14 protein-coding genes are annotated in these 14,540 nt (G+C 43.8%); 10 read left to right on the forward strand and 4 right to left on the reverse strand.

All coding sequences use genetic code 11. The features are described 5' to 3' along the window. The first annotated feature begins 75 nt into the window (after positions 1-75). Positions 76-1,170 (forward strand): chorismate mutase, encoded by a 1,095-nt coding sequence (locus MB380_RS11590; protein WP_101726017.1) that lies wholly within the window; start codon positions 76-78, stop codon positions 1,168-1,170. Positions 1,171-1,243: 73 nt separating this feature from the next. Here the strand turns inward: MB380_RS11590 and MB380_RS11595 are convergent, their stop codons facing one another. After that, positions 1,244-1,594, reverse strand: coding sequence for a hypothetical protein (locus MB380_RS11595; protein ID WP_253522442.1), 351 nt, complete (start codon positions 1,592-1,594; stop codon positions 1,244-1,246). 193 nt (positions 1,595-1,787) lie between these two features. On the opposite strand from MB380_RS11595, the gene MB380_RS11600 reads away from it, so the two are divergent. The 6 genes from MB380_RS11600 to MB380_RS11625 all read left to right on the forward strand — a co-directional run bounded on the left by MB380_RS11600 (position 1,788) and on the right by MB380_RS11625 (position 7,836). Further along, the gene (locus tag MB380_RS11600; RefSeq protein WP_253522445.1) at positions 1,788-2,564 is read left to right on the forward strand and encodes a bifunctional 2-polyprenyl-6-hydroxyphenol methylase/3-demethylubiquinol 3-O-methyltransferase UbiG; all 777 of its coding nucleotides are present in this window, start codon (positions 1,788-1,790) and stop codon (positions 2,562-2,564) included. A gap of 43 nt (positions 2,565-2,607) precedes the next feature. Further along, entirely contained in the window at positions 2,608-3,732 is a 1,125-nt protein-coding gene (gene hemW / locus MB380_RS11605) for a radical SAM family heme chaperone HemW (RefSeq protein ID WP_253522447.1), read from the forward strand. A 153-nt stretch (positions 3,733-3,885) separates the two neighbouring features. Continuing rightward, positions 3,886-5,496, forward strand: coding sequence for a Na+/H+ antiporter (locus tag MB380_RS11610; protein ID WP_253522449.1), 1,611 nt, complete (start codon positions 3,886-3,888; stop codon positions 5,494-5,496). A gap of 20 nt (positions 5,497-5,516) precedes the next feature. Next, positions 5,517-6,737, forward strand: coding sequence for an SGNH/GDSL hydrolase family protein (locus MB380_RS11615; protein ID WP_253522451.1), 1,221 nt, complete (start codon positions 5,517-5,519; stop codon positions 6,735-6,737). 61 nt (positions 6,738-6,798) lie between these two features. Further along, positions 6,799-7,017, forward strand: a complete 219-nt coding sequence (locus MB380_RS11620) for a hypothetical protein (protein WP_101726022.1) — start codon at positions 6,799-6,801, stop codon at positions 7,015-7,017. A 36-nt stretch (positions 7,018-7,053) separates the two neighbouring features. Continuing rightward, on the forward strand, positions 7,054-7,836 hold the full coding sequence (locus tag MB380_RS11625; RefSeq protein ID WP_253522452.1) for a hypothetical protein: 783 nt from the start codon (positions 7,054-7,056) through the stop codon (positions 7,834-7,836). A gap of 68 nt (positions 7,837-7,904) precedes the next feature. Here MB380_RS11625 and MB380_RS11630 read toward each other — a convergent pair whose 3' ends face one another. From MB380_RS11630 to MB380_RS11640, 3 genes are all read right to left on the reverse strand, one after another. Next, entirely contained in the window at positions 7,905-9,833 is a 1,929-nt protein-coding gene (locus tag MB380_RS11630; RefSeq protein WP_253522454.1) for an STN and carboxypeptidase regulatory-like domain-containing protein, read from the reverse strand. Between the two features lie 87 nt (positions 9,834-9,920). Continuing rightward, positions 9,921-10,925 carry a FecR family protein gene (locus MB380_RS11635; RefSeq protein ID WP_253522457.1) on the reverse strand — a complete coding sequence of 335 codons (1,005 nt, stop codon included), beginning with the start codon at positions 10,923-10,925 and terminating at the stop codon, positions 9,921-9,923. Positions 10,926-10,941: 16 nt separating this feature from the next. Further along, on the reverse strand, positions 10,942-11,544 hold the full coding sequence (locus MB380_RS11640) for an RNA polymerase sigma-70 factor (protein ID WP_253522460.1): 603 nt from the start codon (positions 11,542-11,544) through the stop codon (positions 10,942-10,944). Positions 11,545-11,776: 232 nt separating this feature from the next. Between MB380_RS11640 and MB380_RS11645 the strand changes: the two genes are divergently transcribed. The 3 genes from MB380_RS11645 to rplS all read left to right on the forward strand — a co-directional run bounded on the left by MB380_RS11645 (position 11,777) and on the right by rplS (position 14,330). After that, complete coding sequence (locus tag MB380_RS11645) at positions 11,777-12,493, forward strand: head GIN domain-containing protein (protein ID WP_253522463.1); 717 nt, start codon at positions 11,777-11,779, stop codon at positions 12,491-12,493. A gap of 189 nt (positions 12,494-12,682) precedes the next feature. Then, positions 12,683-13,732 (forward strand): VOC family protein, encoded by a 1,050-nt coding sequence (locus MB380_RS11650; RefSeq protein WP_253522466.1) that lies wholly within the window; start codon positions 12,683-12,685, stop codon positions 13,730-13,732. A gap of 244 nt (positions 13,733-13,976) precedes the next feature. Next, on the forward strand, positions 13,977-14,330 hold the full coding sequence (gene rplS, locus MB380_RS11655) for a 50S ribosomal protein L19 (RefSeq protein WP_101726030.1): 354 nt from the start codon (positions 13,977-13,979) through the stop codon (positions 14,328-14,330). Positions 14,331-14,540: the final 210 nt, after the last annotated feature.

Consider the following 14,540-nt stretch of genomic DNA (forward strand, 5'->3'; position numbering starts at 1 on the left):
TCAGTGGCTAAGTAGAAAGATTTGACAGACCTTAGAAGCATTGAAAAAATTGACAAAACAAATTTTAGAATAGAAATGAAAGCAAATTTAGATGTACTACCGCTGAACAGTTGGGTAGATACAAAAGGAAAACCCTTAATTATTGCCGGTCCGTGCAGTGCCGAGACAGAAGAGCAAGTAACCGAAACCGTAACCCGTATTGCAAAAGAAGGTTATGCGCACGTGATTCGTGCGGGTGTTTGGAAACCGCGTACGCGTCCGGGCAGTTTTGAGGGTATGGGAGAAGCAGCATTGCCGTGGTTGGCTGCGGTAAAAAAAGAAACAGGCCTACCAATTGCAGTGGAAGTAGCTACGCCTCAGCACATCGAATTGGCTTTAAAATATGGTATTGATATTCTCTGGATCGGCGCCAGAACAACCGTTAACCCGTTTAACGTGCAAGACCTTGCCGATGCCCTGAAAGGTGTTGATGTACCAGTACTTATTAAAAACCCTGTGAACCCAGACCTTGCCCTTTGGGTAGGCGCATTTGAGCGTATAGCTGGTGCGGGTATCAAGAAAATGGCGGCTATCCACCGTGGTTTTTCTAATGCACAGGAAACCAAATACCGTAACTCGCCTATGTGGCAGCTGGCGGTTGAACTAAAAACGCTTTTCCCTCAGTTACCTATCATCGGCGACCCTAGCCACATGGCAGGTAAAAGAGCTTACTTATATGAACTGGCACAACGTGCACTTGACCTGAACTACGATGGCTTGATTATAGAATCGCACCGTAGCCCGGACGACGCATGGTCTGATGCCTCTCAACAATTAACACCGGAAGCGCTGGGTGAAATGCTTCGTGAACTGGAAGTTCGTAAGGCTTCTTATGGCGAAGATTTCCAAAGTGAACTGGACAGATTGCGCCAGAAAATTGACAACATTGACCGCGAATTGCTTGAAGTACTGGCAGCCCGTATGGCAGTGGTTGAAAAACTGGGTGAATACAAAAGAGATAACAACGTGGCTGTGCTTCAGCTGGATCGTTGGAAACAGGTTCACACCAGCCGTGCCGAACAAGCTAAGAAACTAAATCTTTACCCTGAAATGGTTGAAGAATTGTTCAAGCTGATTCACATGGAGTCAATCCGTAAACAAACAGAAGTGATGAACCAACAACCTGCCTGAGCAGATTGAAGGAGAATACGAATAGAAAATGAAAATTGCAGAAGAGTGTCGGGCTTAGCCTGATACTCTTTTGTTATTTAAAATACCGCCACATTTTCATTTTATAAAATAGTTGCTTGGCGCGGTTGCGGCTTTGCTCAAGGTTAAAACTAGTTGAATTTGGGTTTAAAGCAGCCATTGCGCCATCAGCCAATCTGAGCGAACGGAAAGCGCTTTTATCTGGAATATACCTGGAGAACAAAAGCCTTTTTTTCAAAAACAGCGTATCGGGCAGGCGTTCAGGCAAACCGAACCTTCCTTGTGGTTTCAGCATCTTTTTATTGATAAGTAATGGCGACAGCCCATAATTAGTTTTGCAGGCCAGCTGCGCCCGCGCATGTTGTACTAAACAGATGGTTATGATCAACAGCAAGGGTATTTTCATTCTGAATGAAAGGTTTAGACCTCTATTTAACGTTTATTAATACCCTAAAATTTGATAAAGCCGGCCTATGATTTCAGAAAGGCATAATTTTGATGTAACTTTGTAGCGGTGATGCCAACAGCACACCATAAACCAGATTCAGCAACCGGCCTAAAACTGATTGAAAGCCGGATAAAAGATACCGAGCGCGTCTATGAGCAAATACGCAACAACAGAAATTACGAGTGCAGAGATACCTTCAGATAACCCTGTTCATCAAAGATTATATTTTCCGTATACTGAAGCAGCCAAAATAATTCATGGCAATGTGCTGGAACTCGGCTGCGGCTGGGGCCGTGGTGTAGAAACCCTGATTGAAAAATGCGACCACTACACAGGGCTTGATAAGAACGAACCTTTGATTGAGCAGTTGCAGGCCGCACACCCGCGCCATACATTCAGAACAGCAGATTTACCCCACCTGAGCGCTTTTAAAGATAGTACTTTCGATTTTGTTGTTACCTTTCAGGTAATTGAACATATACAAGACGACCACCAGTTTTTAGCCGAAGCCGCCCGGGTGCTTAAACCCGGTGGTAAGATTTTATTGACCACCGTAAACCGCCCTTATAGCCTGAGCCGGAACCCGTGGCACATCAGAGAATATGATACAGCCGAGTTGAGAGGCCTGATGCAGAAGTATTTCTCTAAGGTTGAAACCTTTGGTGTGGGTGGCAACCAGAAAGTATGGGACTACTACGAAGAGAACAAACGCTCGGTAAACAAAATTATGCGGTTTGATATTTTTGACTTGCAGCATCGCCTGCCGGCTTGGGTGCTCAGGATACCTTATGAGGTGCTGAATCGGTTCAACAGAAATAAACTGATGAGCGAAACGGGTGGGCTTGCCGCCGAAATCAGATGGGATGACCACTACCTGTCTGACGAACCAGAAAAATGTATAGATTTCTTTTTTGTAGGGACAAAATAATTACTCGGGCGGTTGATGAGACCGCCCGATTTTCATTTAAGCATTGCACTTATATATTCATATACCATTTTGCCGTAAGGCCTGCCATTACTGCGACTTCCATTTCAGTACTAATCTTAACATGAAAGCTGAAATGGCTGCTGCCATTTGTAAAGAAATTGAACTACAGGCAGGGTATTTGAGCCAAAAACACCTTGAAACCATCTATTTTGGAGGTGGCACACCCTCATTACTGAGTCCGCCGGAATTGGGAAATATTTTTGATACAATTAAAAAGTATTATACAATTGCTGATGATGCCGAAATTACGCTGGAGGCTAATCCGGACGACATCAGTCAGCCCCTGCTTAAAAACTTAGAGTCTTTAGGTTTTAACCGCCTCAGTATTGGTATTCAGTCTTTTAACCCCGACCATCTGCTGAAACTCAACCGCATACACAATGCCTTAGAAGCCGAAAACTCGGTAAAACTGGCACAGGACATGGGTTTTGAGAACATCACCATCGACCTGATTTATGCCATACCCAGCGAGAGCCATGCGATTTGGTTGAATGATTTAGAGAAGGCCCTTGCCCTCAACGTACCGCATATATCATCTTACTGCCTTACTATTGAAGAAAAAACCGTTTTTGGAAAATGGCTGAAGCTCAATAAGATACCGCCCATTAATGAAGACTTTGCCTCTGAGCAGTTCAGGATTCTGGTTGATACCCTTGAAACAGCCGGATATGAGCAATATGAAATATCAAATTTTTGCCGCAACGGCCGGTACTCGCGCCATAATTCATCGTACTGGCAACGGCATGAGTATCTGGGTGTAGGGCCGTCGGCTCATTCGTACAATGGTGTTTCAAGGCAATATAACATAGCCAATAATGCTGCTTACCTGCGGGCCATTCAGACAGGCACCGTACCTGCCGAATATGAATTGCTTAGCAAAGCAGACCAACTGAACGACTACCTGCTTACCGGCCTGCGTACCAAATGGGGCTGCACAATTGCAGAAATCAATAAACTGGCGGGCAATAACTGGCAGCAAGCCAACCGGCATACGTTAGACAAGTATCTGACCCAACAGATGCTAACAATTGATAATGAAACCCTTACACTTACCAAAGCAGGCAAACTCTTTGCCGACAGAATAGCCAGCGACCTATTTATGGTCTGATACGCATCCCGATTAACCAGTATTTTTTTGACTGCATTTTATTATATTTGTTTCTTTCAGGAAGATGAACATCCTGCAAAAATCAGATTATATACAACTGTAGATAAACCTTTCTCTGCCTATCTGTGTTGCCTAATTAATACCTTTACAAAAATGCACTACAATTTACTTTTAGTTTTATCGCTATTGTTTGTCGTTTTCATGCTGGTCATGTTAGGGCAGAAGTTCAGAATATCAGCGCCAATTTTTCTGGTGCTGGCGGGTTTGTTCATCAGCTTTGTTCCGAATATCCCACAGATAGAGGTGAACCCAGAACTCATCTTTCTTATTTTTCTACCGCCGTTGCTTTATGAAGCGGCCTGGTACACATCCTGGAACGACTTCTGGAAATGGAAACGCCCCATTGGTCTGCTGGCATTCGGGCTGGTTTTGTTTACCTCTACCATAGTGGCGTATGCTTCACAGGCCATGATTCCCGGTTTTACACTGGCTATGGGCTTTTTGCTGGGGGGCATTATATCTCCGCCTGATGCCGTTGCGGCATCGTCGGTATTGAAGGGTATCAAAATGCCCAAAAGAGTGATTACCATTCTGGAAGGAGAAAGCCTGATTAATGATGCATCGAGCTTAATAGTATTCCGCTTTGCGCTGGCAGCGCTTCTTACCGGGCAGTTTTCTTTACAACAAGCCGTTGGCAGCTTTTTTGTAGTGGCTGGCATGGGCATTGTGGTTGGTCTGGCCATAGCCCATGTGGCATACGTTATACACCGTTTTTTACCTACCACCCCCAGTATAGATGCCGCCCTAACATTGCTTACCCCCTACTTTATGTATATAGTAGCCGAGCAGTTTCATTTTTCGGGTGTGATGGCGGTGGTGAGCGGCGGTTTGTTTTTGTCGTATCGCTCGCATGAGATACTAACTCATGGTTCAACTCGCTTGCAGACAACCGGGGTTTGGTCTACGCTTATTTTTGTACTGAACGGGCTGGTATTTATACTGATAGGCCTTGAACTGCCAACCATCATTAAAGGACTTAACGGTTACTCAATTGCCGAAGCCGTTAAATACGGCCTCATTATTAGTGCCATTACCATACTTATACGCCTTATCTGGATTTACCCGGCTGCGTTTATACCCCGCTGGTTGTTCAGGAGTATCCGAGAAAATGAACCCAATCCGGGTCTCAAAAATCCGTTTGTTATTGGCTGGGCAGGTATGCGGGGGGTAATATCTCTTGCATCGGCGCTGTCGGTACCTTTGTATCTGAATAACGGCGAGGCATTTCCACACCGAAATCTGATTCTGTTCATTACTTTTACCGTTATTCTGGTTACACTGGTTTTTCAGGGTTTAACCCTGCCATTAATTGTGAAATGGCTGGATGTAAAAGAGGTTGACCATGCCGCGCCTGAAGTAGAACAGGAGGCAGGAATTAAACTGCGAATTATGAACGCTGCGCTGAAACAACTGAACGAAAAATATGCCAGCGAACTGGAAAACAATGAATTGTTGAGTTTTCTAAGAAACGAAATAGAAAACGATATCTCCGTAACTAATCAGCGGCTTAACTCGCTGGAATGCCAGGCCTGCCAGGTTAAAGAAATTGAGCAGTATAACCAGGTTCTGAAAGATTTATACAGCACCCAGCGAAGAGAACTGTACAGCCTCAGAAAAGAGTTTGCTTATAGCGACGAAGAAATCAGGAAACAGGAATTACAACTTGATTTCGACGAAGCCAAGATATCAACCCGTGTCCATTAAAACTATATCAGTTGATTATTATGCGTTTGCCCATCTGTTTAGGTATTGTTATCTGGTTCATTGGTTCATCTGCCTGTATGCAGAAACCCGGTGCGGGGCAGTTGCCGAAGTATGCCTATGTGCAGGCCCGTGGCGGTTTAAACAATTTTTACCGGGCTGTTGCGCAAAAACAAAATATAACGGTGGCTTACCTGGGTGGCTCTATTACTTACAATAAAGGCTGGCGAGACAAAACCAGCAGTTACCTGAAAGAGCAATTTCCGCAGAAAGACTTTACGTTTATCAATGCCGGGATACCGTCGCTGGGGAGTTTGCCGCATGCTTTCAGATTCGAACAGGATGTGCTAAATAAAGGCATTCCCGACCTGCTTTTTGTAGAAGCAGCCGTAAACGACCATACCAACGAAACCGACAGCCTGATGCAGATTTGGGCGCTGGAAGGAATAGTGCGCCATGCAAAAAAAGCGAATCCGGCCGTTGATATTGTGATGATGGCATTTGCAGACCCCGACAAAACAGCCGATTATGCCCAAGGCAAAGTGCCGCTTGAAGTACAAAATCAGGAATTGGTGGCAGCACATTACAAGCTGCCGTCTATTAACCTGGCCAAAGAAGTGGCAGACAGGCTTCAGGCCAAAGAATTTAGCTGGGAGAATGACTTTAAAGACCTGCACCCTTCGCCATTCGGGCAGGAGCTTTATTACCAGACCATCCGGTATTTGCTTGATTCGGCCTACAAAAGCTACCAGACCGCAAAGCCGGGCTTAAAAAAAACTACGCATTTGCCCCAAGCCTTAGAAGGCATCAGCCTCGATAAAGGCAGGTATGTTTCGGTAAAAGAAGCCCACATACAAAATGGCTGGCAACTGATAGAAAACTGGAAACCGGCTGACAGCGCCGGGTCCAGAGATGGATTTGTGCATGTACCTGTGTTAGAGGCAACTAGTCCGGGGGCGTTATTAACTTTTGAGTTTACAGGGAATGCTGTGGGGCTTAGCGTTATGTCAGGGCCTGATACCGGAGAAATCGGTTATAAAATTAACAATGGCCCTTGGCAAAAAATGGACCTGTACACCCAATGGAGCAGCGGGCTGCACCTGCCCTGGTATAAACTGCTTGCTGCGGGCTTAATTAACAAAAAACATACGCTTTATCTGAAAATGAGCGAGTCAAGGAATCCAAAAAGTAAAGGTACGGCGTGCCGTATTGTGCATTTTTTGGTGAATGATGGACAAAAATAGCTTATCTTTGAAGCTGAATTTTAAAAATCGATTATTAAAATACAATACCTTTTAGAATTGAATGAAGAATTTCAATCTTAAATCTTATCATGTCAGGGCTATGAATGCGGCCACAGAAGAAGAAAAAGCAAGCATAAATCAGGAATTGAAAGACTTGTACGACAGCCTGACAGACGCAGATAAGAAAGATTTTAACGAACAACTGCAGACATTTCTGGTTAAAGAAATGGCCGCTATAAACTCAATGTATCAGGCCACACAAGATGACAATCTGAATTAAAAACCTCTTGTACTACCCCAGCTTAAACTTACCTCTGTGAAACAATCCTTCAGTTTTTTTATAAGCCTTTTCATTTCTTTTGTGTGTTTTTCGCAGGAAGACCGCACCAGCGTTATTAAAGTAAACGCTTCGGCGCTTGCCTTTAAGACCTACAACATCCAGTTTGAAAAAGCATTCAATAAAAAATTCAGCTTTGCATTGGGGGTTTCGCACAGGCCGGAAGATCGTATTCCTTTTGCCGCAGCCATCAGAAAATACGTTGATGCCGCAGATGAAGGTATTGATTATGTGAGTTTAAAAAACGTAAGAAAAAGTGAAGCCTCTATGGGTTTGTTTAAGATAACCCCCGAATTAAGGTTTTATCCGGGTAATAAGTCAAGCGCGCCAATTGGTTTTTATATTTCTCTGTTTGGCCGGTACGAACGCTTCTCTGGAACACTGCCGGTTGATGTTGATATGGTATATAAAGGCCAGCCCTTACGAGTTGAACTACCTGTAAAAACAGAGTTTAAAACGCTGTCAGGTGGTTTAATGCTGGGCAGGCAGTTCAGATTGGGAGAAAGATTTACGCTCGACTGGTATATAATAGGCGGATACTTTGGAAATGTAACGGTGCATGGCGAGTCAAATCAGGATTTATCTAAATATGATGATAAATTTATCAGCGATTTGCGCCAGAATATTCTGGATACTTTCCAGATCAATGAGGCCTATCTGGCATTGCAGGTAGATAAACAAGGCGTAAGAATTGATAACGCCCGTAGACTGAAATATCTAAACCTGAGAGGCTTCGGCCTTAACCTGGGATACCGATTTTAATCGGGCTGTTTACGTAAAAAAATCTCCCCCTTCAGGGAGGAGATTTTTTCTGACAAACCATGTAAATTTTAGATATTACATATTCTGATACCCGCCTGATAGCCCATCCAGGAGGCAAGATTTACCCGCTCGCCAAAGTATCTTCCCTGTTTTTCATAGAATTTGAATCGGCTCATATTACCCAGATTCACCTCCGGCTGCTGCTTTGCATGGAAATTGATGGTTGGCGCGGCAAACAGTGCTATGCGCGGGCTAAGGTGTACTTCAAGCCCCAGGCTGCCACGGAGCAAATTGTTGGTTTCCCATTCTTCCACATCATTTTGCAGGTGCGAGCTTACTACATCAAAATTCAACCACAGTGTTTTGTTCAGTTTCCAGGCAGTGCCAAGGCCATAGCCTAAGCTAAGCACAGGTTTGCCGGGTTGGTCGAAACCATAACCTACCGTAAATATATTATAAAACCTGCGCACACCCGTTTTGAAAGTAAGGTTACCCGGGCTTACCTCGTCGGTGCTTAGCTCCAGTCTTTTGTAGCCTCCGCGTTTTACAAAACTAATCAGACCCACCGGTATTGAATTAGACTCCTCGGCCACGTTCATCACCCCAACCTGCAAGCCGTTGTCTACCCTGTAAGCCATATTTAGTATGCCTGCCTGCACACCGCTGAAAACATCAGATACCTGATTGAGGAATCCGGATGCCTGAACACCTTTAAAACTGCCACCCACAAGGTTTACAAACCCGGCGGCCTGCACGCCGCTTCCGCTTTTAACGATAGCATTGGCAAAACCTGCTGCCTGAACCGAGTTCCGGGTATTATTACCGACAACATTCACAAAACCCGAGCCTTGCACCCCACTGAAATTACGTAAAACCACATTGGCAAAACCTGCACCCTGCACGCCATAAGCCGACTGCCCCACAACATTGACAGTACCAGCAGCCTGCACACCATTTAATCTGCCTGCTACCAGATTGGCGAATCCGGCTGCCTGAATACCATCTACCCTGCCCCTTACCATGTTGAGCACCCCACCGATTTCAAGTTTTCTTACACCAAGCGAGTATCCGGCTATGATGTTGAACGAGTAATCGTTGATGACGTTACCGCTCATATAATGGTTGGTACCAATAAACGGCAGGATAGATACCTGAGACTGGCGGTAGAGGGTATCTTCAATATTATTGAGGTGGATATTCTGGCGGGTGGTTATCAACCAGTCTGTCAGTTTTTTATGCGCATCTTTTAAAGCGTCTTTGGTTTCGGCCCAGTACTCATCATAATCAATCGGCTTTTTTGATGTGCCTGTAGTAGTTGGCTCTTCAATAACCTGTGGCAAAACCGCTACTTTAGGCAGGCTGTCGAGTTTTTTTGCAGGTAAGGTGTCTCTGTAAATTACCGGCAGTGTTTTTCTGGCAGCTACCTGAATAGGTTTGCTGGGCAGCAATGAAACATTAACTGTGGCGTCAGTTTTGGTTTTTACCGCCACTTCTTCATGACGATAATTCTGTTTTCTTACCTGCAGGTTTACGTTTTGAAGCGTGGCAGGTATTTTAAGGCGATAATAACCATACTGGTTTGTGACGGCCGAAGCAAGCGTGACAGGTTCGTACACACTGGCTTTTTCAATTTTCAAGCCCGTCTCCCCGTCTGAAACGTAGCCCATTACGAAAAAATCTTTTTTCGGCTCTTCAATGTTTCTTTTCAGAATAATGTAATTGCCCTTGTTTTTAAAAGTGGCCGTATTGCCGAAAACAGCATTCAAGGCCTCACGCACGGGCTGGTTCTGAACTGCCACCGAAACGCGCCTGTTAATATCAAAGTCGTCAGGATTATACGAAAAGCTGAAACTACCCGCATCAGAAATCATCTTAAGGGCTTTATCGAGTTTTTCGTTTGTAAATTTAACCGTGATTACACGTTCAAGCGGAGGTGTATCTTGTGCAAATGATTGGGACAGATGCAATAAAAAAATAAATGTTAATAGCTTTTTCATACTTAATCTCTTTTTGTAGCTATGACATCCGAAAACGATCCCCCCCCTATAAGAAAAATATTTTTTTTCGGCTCATTACGCACTGGCTTATTCAGCACAGCCTTGTCCGTCTAAAACATAAGCACCCTCTTTTGCAGATACAGTAAGGTTAAGGGTTTCGGCTATAATATTGAGCGCATTGGGTAGCGACTCGTTGTTGAAACGGGTAGTGAGCCTGCAGGTTTTAATGCGGTTGTTAGTCAATACAATATTTGTATGGTAGCCATCGGCCAGCGCTTTCGCTATTTCTTCAAGGCTTTGGTTTTCAAATACAAATACTTTGGTTTTATAAGCAAAAGCGTTTTTATCGGCACTGAGTTTTTTAATTGTATCGTTTTCAAAAGTAGCTTTTTCGCCTGCCACCAGCAGTGCGGCCTTCTTTTTGTTTTTAAACTCAACTTTCCCGGTTTCAACACTCACCTCTACATTTTTATTATAGGCTTTCACATTGAACGACGTACCCAGCACGCGGATGTCGGACCCATTGGCATGAATCACAAATGGCTTGCTTTCGTTTCTTTTTATGTCAAAAAAAGCTTCGCCTTTCAGGGTTATCTCGCGGGTGTCGCCCTCAAAATTTTCAGGATAAACAATAGAGGTGTTATTGTTCAGAAAAACCACAGAGCCGTCTGGCAACGTTTGTTGCAGCGTGTTGCCTGTGGTGGTAAGGGCCAGCATTTCCGGTTGGGGGTTGCTGAAAAAATAAGCTAGCAACCCTGCTGTTAGCACTACCAGAATACTGGCAGCAATACCCAGGCTAAAAAATCTTTTGGGTTTAGGTGCAGGTTTAAAGTCAATTACTTTTGCCTTGGGTGTGGTATCCATCCTTGCTTTTACTTTCAGCCAGGCGGCATCGGTATCAACGGGTTGGGTATTCTGCTCTTTCAGCAGGTCAGCCTTATCCCATATAAAAGTGTAGTCGTTTAGCTCTTTCTGATGTGCATCATTCTCCTCCAGCCACTTTTCAATCAAAGCATCTTCATGGGCATCAGTTTCCTGTGCCAGATATTTGCCTAAAAGGTCTTCGTGGTTATCTGAACGATTCGTATTCAAGTTTAGCGTATTCTTCTTATAGGTACCAATATTCTATGTTCAGCTTTACTATGCCGTCTATCTGTAAAATCAAGAGTGGCAGGTACTCGGCCAGTTCGGTTCTTAAAATTTTCAGCGCCTTGCCTACCTGGTTCTCAACCGTTTTGGGCGAAAGCCCCAGTTGGTCGGCTATTTCATGGTACTTCAGTTCTTCAAACCGGCTCAGCTTAAAAATCACCCTGCATTGTTCGGGCAATTTTTCAATGGCTTCGTGTATGCGTTGTTCAAGTTCGTTTTTCATCACTGTCTGCCCAACCGACTCATACGAACTCTCATAATAACTGGTGGCGTACTCCTGATACTCTTCGCGAATCTTCAGGTGTTTTATCCGGTTCAGGCAGTGGTTATGCACTGCCCTGTATAAATAAGATTTCAGCGAAATGTTAATTTCCAGGTCGCTTCGTTTTTCCCACAAGCCTGAAAACAAATTCTGCACAATTTCTTCGGCCTCTTCCATCTCTTTCAGTATAGAGTTGGCATAATTACAAAGGCTCTGATAGTATTTCCGAAAAACTACTTCGAAAATACGTTCATTTCCCTGCCTTATTGCGCCAACTATTTCCTGCTCTGTTAACTGCACCGAATAAAGTTTAAATTTTATGCAAACATAGCGGTTTCTGTTGAAAGATTAAAAAATCAATTTGATGAACGGTCTGTGTATATGACAACCCACCAGCGTTTTACCCCTACTTACTAAAGTAAAATTTTTTTATGGCGTGCTGCCGTAAAAAAAAACAAAGAATTTCAGCATAAGCAATGGGGGTAACGGAAGGCTGGTTTGTCATGGATTCAAAAACAAAAAAATAATAATTATGAAAAAACTAACCGTTTATTACTTGTTAGCCACTCTATTGATGGCATTTGGACTGAGTTCGTGTGAAATTATTGAGTCTGGTCTGGAACCGCGGCATCCGGAAGACAAGCACTTTAACCTGAGTGGTTTTGATAAGCTTGAAATGGGCGATGGTTTTCAGGTTGAGGTAAAGCAAAGCGCCAATTACAGAATTTTTGTAAAAGGCGACCGCCGCGACATAGACGACCTGGTTGTGCGCGTAAGTGGCGGGCAGCTGAAAATGTATTTTTCTAAATGGCGGGCAAAACGCTACCGCATGGAGGTAGAAATTGAAATGCCAGACCTGAAAGAGACCGATTTCTCTGGTGCAGTAAATGCTTATGTAAAGGGTTTTAATAACCTGGACCAACTGTACATTGATTTGTCGGGTGCGTCAAAGGCTACTTTTGTAACCCAGGCTAAAGGCTATGACATAGACTTGTCGGGCGCGTCAGACCTGATTATTGAGGGCAACGGCAAAAATCTGGAAGCCGAGATATCGGGGGCATCTAAACTGTATGCTTTTGATGCCGACATTGAGAAAGCTAACCTGGATGTATCAGGGGCAAGCTCGGCAAAAGTTACGGTAAGCAACAATCTGCGCGTAAGTGCCAGCGGAGCCAGTAAGGTTCGTTACCGCGGCAACCCGGTTGTTAGTTCTAATACATCGGGCAGCAGCCATGTTGAGAAAGATTAATACGCCCACAAAATTTCTAAATCCAACCAGTAATCCACCAACCAGAACAATAGCCTTCATACCGGAAGGCTATTTTCATTTTGCCCTTTTGCCCAATAAAAATCGCCCCGATTTTGATTTTTGCCTAAAAAAGAGGTTATTCGTGGTGCAAAAACAAGAAACACTTTTTTAAACCATACATATAGTATTATGTCAGAATTTATCAGTGGCATTCAGCAGGTCGGGATTGGCGTTAAAGATGCAGGCGAGGCTTTTCGCTGGTATAACAGAACACTCGGGCTGAATGTGCCGCTTTTTGATGATGTAGCAGAGGCTAAATTAATGACACCGCACACCAACGGGGTAGTAAGGCAACGCCGTGCCATTCTGGCCCTTAACATGGCCGGTGGTGGCGGAGCGGAAATCTGGCAGTCGAATCGTCCGGCACCTTTGGCGGCCGAATTTACCCCGGAATTAGGCGACTACGGTATCTTTGCCCTGAAAATTAAATGCCAGAATGTAAAACAATTTGCGGGCAGGCATAGTTTAAAAGTAGAACTTTCGCTGGAAGGCAAAGAACACAGCTGGTTGCAGGACCCCTACGGAAACCAATTGCAGATAGTGCCTGATGGCTCGTGGTTTAAGCCTAAAGAGAGTAATACGGGTGGCGTTTTGGGCGTGATTATTGGTGTGAGCGACATTGACAAAGCGCTGAAACTCTATAAAGATACGCTGGGTATCAACGAAGTGGTTTATGACAAAACCGGTAGTTTCAATGACTTTGAAACCCTGGGCAAAGGCAATGCACGTTTCAGACGGGTACTTTTGCGTAAAAGTATGCAAAACCGCGGGGCGTTCAGCCGGTTGCTGGGCAATGTTGAAATAGAACTGGTGCAGGCACTGGATGCAGATGTAAAACCAAGAACCATTTTTGCAGGCCGTAGCTGGGGAGACCTGGGTTTTATTCACCTGTGTTTTGATACACTGGATATGGACGGACTGAAAGAATTTTGCGCCGGAAATGGTTTTCCGTTTACGGTTGACAGCAGCGATACCTTTGATATGGGCGAGGCCGGTGGCCGATTTACCTATCTGGAAGACCCCGATGGCACACTTATTGAGTTTGTAGAAACACACCGGGTACCTATTCTGAAAAAAATAGGCTGGTATCTGAATCTGAAAACCAGAAAAACACAAAAACCATTGCCAGACTGGATGGTAGCCACCATGGGTTGGGGCAAAGTAAAAGACAAAGAATAGCAGGTAACGAATATATTTATACGAAATTGAAAAAAAATTATATTTTTTTTTGTTGACTATTTACCTGAGAAAAAAAATTCACTATATTAGCATCAACAAAGGCAAAAAATGAAAAATCTGTTCGTTTTTTGGATTTTACAGTAAGATTTGTTAATTTTGCACTCCGGTTAGGAGAATGCTGGGTTTGTACGATTCAGCCGCTTCACTAAGCGAGTAAATTAATAATCAGGTAAATAATAAAACAATGGATTTGATTAAATTGGTTGAAGCAGAATTTGCTACCAAAAGAGACAACCAACCCGAGTTTAAAGCCGGTGACACAGTAAACGTTCACGTGAAAATTAAAGAGGGTAACAAAGAACGTATACAGGTTTACACAGGTATGGTTATTCAGCGTCGTAACGCTGGTACAAATGGTGAAACTTTTACAGTACGTAAAATTTCAAACGGTGTAGGTGTAGAAAGAATTTTCCCTATCCTTTCACCAAGCATTGATAAAATTGAGGTAGTGCGCTTCGGTAAAGTACGCCGCGCAAGATTGTTCTTCCTACGTGGAAAACAAGGTAAAGCTGCCCGTATTAAAGAATTAAAGAAATAATGTATATCCGGCTGCCGGTTAAACTTTCGGCAGTTTGAGATGTCTAAAGATAAAAGTAATAGCTTTTTCATAATTTTGTATGGGAAAAGGTCGCTTCTTTGAAGCGGCTTTTTTTGTGCCTAAAAACCGGTAAAAATAGAGAATCATTAGGGTTACATGACGAAAATAACGTGGTACCCTAAAGCGCACCACCAAAGCGAATTGATTTTT

The organism is Emticicia sp. 21SJ11W-3, from assembly GCF_024138715.1.
In the GTDB taxonomy this organism is placed as follows: Bacteria; Bacteroidota; Bacteroidia; order Cytophagales; family Spirosomataceae; genus Emticicia; species Emticicia fluvialis.